Below are 3,154 nucleotides of genomic sequence, written 5' to 3' on the forward strand. Positions count from 1 at the left end.
GAGAAGGTTGCGCAAGTGCACCAGTTTCTCACCTTCACCACCGCGCCGCCGTTACAGACCGCGGTTGCGGCCGGGCTGGCGCTGCCGGATGCCTGGTTTGCTGCCGCCCGGGTCCGGTTCGTGACGGCGCGGGACCGGCTTGTGACGGATCTTGCCCGCCACGGCTGGAAATTGCTGCCAACGCAGGGCAGCTACTTCGTGATGGCCGATCTGGCGGCTTCGGGCATCAAGATGGGCGACCGTGATTTCTGCGAGGCCGCAGTGATCGACCCCGGCATTGCCGCCATCCCGCTATCGGCCTTCATGCCCGATGGCCAGCAGACGCCGTTCATCCGGCTGTGCTTCGCCAAATCGGATGCCATCCTGGACGAAGGCGCGGCGCGGCTGAACCGGGCGCGGAGCCTGTTTGCGGCCTGAGCCTTGCGTGTATTGCCTAGATAACGCACTATGGCGGCGAAACAGGGAGACAGGACATGGCCGAACAGCGACTGCGCAGCGGGGAAGTGGTTCGCACCGGGATCAGCCTGGGTTCGGCCATTGCCGTGACCATCAGCTGGAGCCTGCACAAGTCGCTGCTGTGGGCGATCATCCACGGGCTGCTGTCGTGGTTCTACGTGATCTATTACGCGCTCACCCGTTAAGCCGCGCGTCGGTTTTCCAGCACCTCGGCAAAGCCGCGGAACAGCGCTTCGAAATGCGCATCGATGGTGCGCGCGAACGGCGCGGCGGCCATCGCATTGGCGCGCATCGCCGGCAATTGCGGAATGGCGTCCGCAATGGTGCTGGCCAGACTGGCGGCATCGAGTGATTTGAACGCCATGCCGATGCCCGGCTCCAATTGGTCATAGGCCGCGCCTTCATCGGGCACGATCAGCGGCAGGCCGCTGGCGCGGGCTTCGGCGCAGGCGATGCCGAAGGTTTCGGCCGGTGCGCCGTGCACCATCATGTCGGCACTGGCGAGGATGCGGGCGAATTCCGGGCGATCCCGCACCGGGGCGATCAGCTGGATGTGCGGGTTTTCGCCCACCGCGCGCGCTACGGCAGCGCGGGCGTGGCCGTCGCCCAGGATGATCAGGCCCAGCGGCCGGCCGTAACTGGCCGCCGTGACTCCAGCGATCACCATCGGCCATTGTTTTTCATGGCTGTGGCGGCCCACGCCGATCAGCAGCGTGGCATCAGGCGGCAGGCTGCACTGGGCCAGCAGGCGGGCGCGCAGCTCTTCATCGCGGTTGGCCGGAGAGAACACGCCCGGATCCACGCCCAGCGCGTTATCGACCACGTGGGTCAGCCCGCCATCACGCAGCCGTTTCGACAGGCTGGGCGCTGCCGAAATCACTTGATCATAGCGTGCGTCCAGCCGGCGCAGGTAGCGCCAGAACCAATCGAAACTGCGATCGATCGTCTGGCGCGGCAGGAAGCCATCGAGATAGCGATAGACCCAGGCCGACAGCGGTTCGGCATGCATGAACAGGCTGCGCGGCGCGGCGCCCGGCCAATCGGCCACGGCCGCCGCACTGCCCCATGGCGAGGAGCACTCGATGAAATCCGGCTGAAATTCGTTCAGCGCATCGTGAATGATGCGATCACTGGCGAAATAGAAATAGTTGCGGTCGAGCGGGAAGCGCGGGCTCTTGATGTTGACCAGCCGCGCTTTGCCCACTTCGCGCACGCTGTCGTCGGCGCCGGGCACCACCACGGTCAGCCGCACGCCATGCTTTTCCGCCACTTCCAGCTTGCGGTGGGTATAGGTGCGGATGCCGCCGCCCTGCGGGGAATAGAGCGCCGAGATGTCGACGAGATTCATGGGCGAAGCGATACTCCCGCACCCGCTCCAGAGCATTCGGGCGGGCGCAATCCGGTCAATCTGCCGGGCTGCGCCTGCGGTCAAGCCCCGATCAGTTCCCGTCGCGTAACGGGCCGAAGCTGAACAGGCCCTTGCGGTAGTTGAGGCGGATGGAAATCTGCGTCAGGCCCGGCCCGGTCTGGAAGCGGGTGGCCGCGGCCTTGGGCTTGGAAAGGCCCAGGCGGGGATTGCCCGGAAAGCCGACCCCGTCGGTGGACAGGCCGAATTTCCGATTGGAATCGCGATCATGCAGCAGCGACATCGTGTAGGCGCCGGGGCCGGGCGTGCGCACGCACAATTGCACGGCGCCGGCCTGCGGCACCGGCATTTCCACCCGGCGGAAGGTCTTGCCCTGGTTGATCAGGATATTGTCGTCCTGCAGGAAATCATTGTCGTTGTCCGGATACAGCTCGGCGCGCAGGGTGCCGCGCCGATCCTTCAGGCCCGTGATCGTCACGATCACCGCCGGCCCGGCCTCGTTCGGACGGCACTGCCCTTCGGCCTTGCCCAGATTGGGATTGGATTCCACCTGCGCGGCAGCCGCCGCAGGCATCAGCGCCATCAGCGCCGCCAGCCAGATCATCTTCATTTCTTGCGCCATCCAGCCGCTTCGCCGCTCACCAACAACAGGCCCAGGCCCAGGTGCGTCGCCAGCAGCAGGCTGGCCATCATCGCCATCAGCGCACCCACTTCGGCATCCTGGCCGATCATGAACACCGCCAGAGCGGCGAACACCACATCCTTGTTGGGCAGGAACGGCAGCCGCGACAGCAGCATGCGCATGGCCGAAAGCAGCACCCACAATTCCACCGATTCCGCCGGCAACGCCAGATGCCAGCACCAGCCGGTGAGCACCAGGGTGGCGATCACCCGCACCGTCTGCACGAAGGTGACATACCAAAGATCGCGTGCCGGCAGGCTGAACAGCTTCTTGCGGAAGAACAGCACGCCGCTGGAAATCACCAGCATCAGCGCCACGGAACCGAAAAAGGCAGTCGAATCAATGCCCAGCTTCAACTGGCCGAGCAGCGGATAGGCCAGCACCATCAGAATGAGCGTCACGATATTGGCGGCCATCGCCGAAAGGATCGCAACATCCTTCACGGCACCAAACGGCGCCGAGGTCATGCCGGTACGCTGCCGCGCCCAGGTGTAGAAATAGAGATCGCCAACATAGCCGGTGATCAGTTCGTTGCCGATCAGCTTGCGCAGCAACGCGAAGAACCCAGCCACCGGAATCTGCCACAGACGGCGGAAAATGGCATAATCGCCCAGCGGCCCGGCAAAATAGGAAAGGGCAAACACCAACCA

General features: G+C 64.8%; 5 protein-coding genes. 2 read left to right on the top strand and 3 right to left on the bottom strand.

Going from position 1 to position 3,154, the window contains the following annotated elements; all coding sequences use genetic code 11:
- Positions 1-417, top strand: a 417-nt coding sequence (locus RT662_RS06565) for an aminotransferase class I/II-fold pyridoxal phosphate-dependent enzyme (RefSeq protein WP_313669903.1), incomplete at its 5' end; no start/stop codon positions are given.
- 56 nt (positions 418-473) lie between these two features.
- On the top strand, positions 474-641 hold the full coding sequence (locus RT662_RS06570) for a hypothetical protein (protein ID WP_313669904.1): 168 nt from the start codon (positions 474-476) through the stop codon (positions 639-641).
- On the opposite strand, the gene RT662_RS06575 is transcribed toward RT662_RS06570, so the two are convergent.
- The 3 genes from RT662_RS06575 to RT662_RS06585 form a co-directional block, all read right to left on the bottom strand.
- A complete protein-coding gene (locus RT662_RS06575) occupies positions 638-1,804 on the bottom strand; it encodes a glycosyltransferase (RefSeq protein WP_313669905.1) in 1,167 nt (388 codons plus the stop codon). The two genes, RT662_RS06570 and RT662_RS06575, sit on opposite strands and share 4 nt — an antisense overlap.
- Before the next feature lie 91 nt (positions 1,805-1,895).
- Positions 1,896-2,432 (bottom strand): DUF2141 domain-containing protein, encoded by a 537-nt coding sequence (locus tag RT662_RS06580; protein WP_313669906.1) that lies wholly within the window; start codon positions 2,430-2,432, stop codon positions 1,896-1,898.
- On the bottom strand, positions 2,429-3,154 hold a 726-nt coding region (locus tag RT662_RS06585; RefSeq protein WP_313669908.1), incomplete at its 5' end, for a hypothetical protein. The genes RT662_RS06585 and RT662_RS06580, both read right to left, overlap by 4 nt.

The organism is Sandarakinorhabdus sp., from assembly GCF_032115815.1.
Classification (GTDB): domain Bacteria; phylum Pseudomonadota; class Alphaproteobacteria; order Sphingomonadales; family Sphingomonadaceae; genus Sandarakinorhabdus.

What these genes read in the sequence shown, in the direction of transcription:
- RT662_RS06570 (WP_313669904.1), top strand. Translation starts at nt 474, where the DNA reads ATGGCCGAACAGCGACTGCGCAGCGGGGAAGTGGTTCGCACCGGGATC.
- RT662_RS06575 (WP_313669905.1), bottom strand. Translation starts at nt 1,804, where the DNA reads ATGAATCTCGTCGACATCTCGGCGCTCTATTCCCCGCAGGGCGGCGGC.
- RT662_RS06580 (WP_313669906.1), bottom strand. Translation starts at nt 2,432, where the DNA reads ATGAAGATGATCTGGCTGGCGGCGCTGATGGCGCTGATGCCTGCGGCG.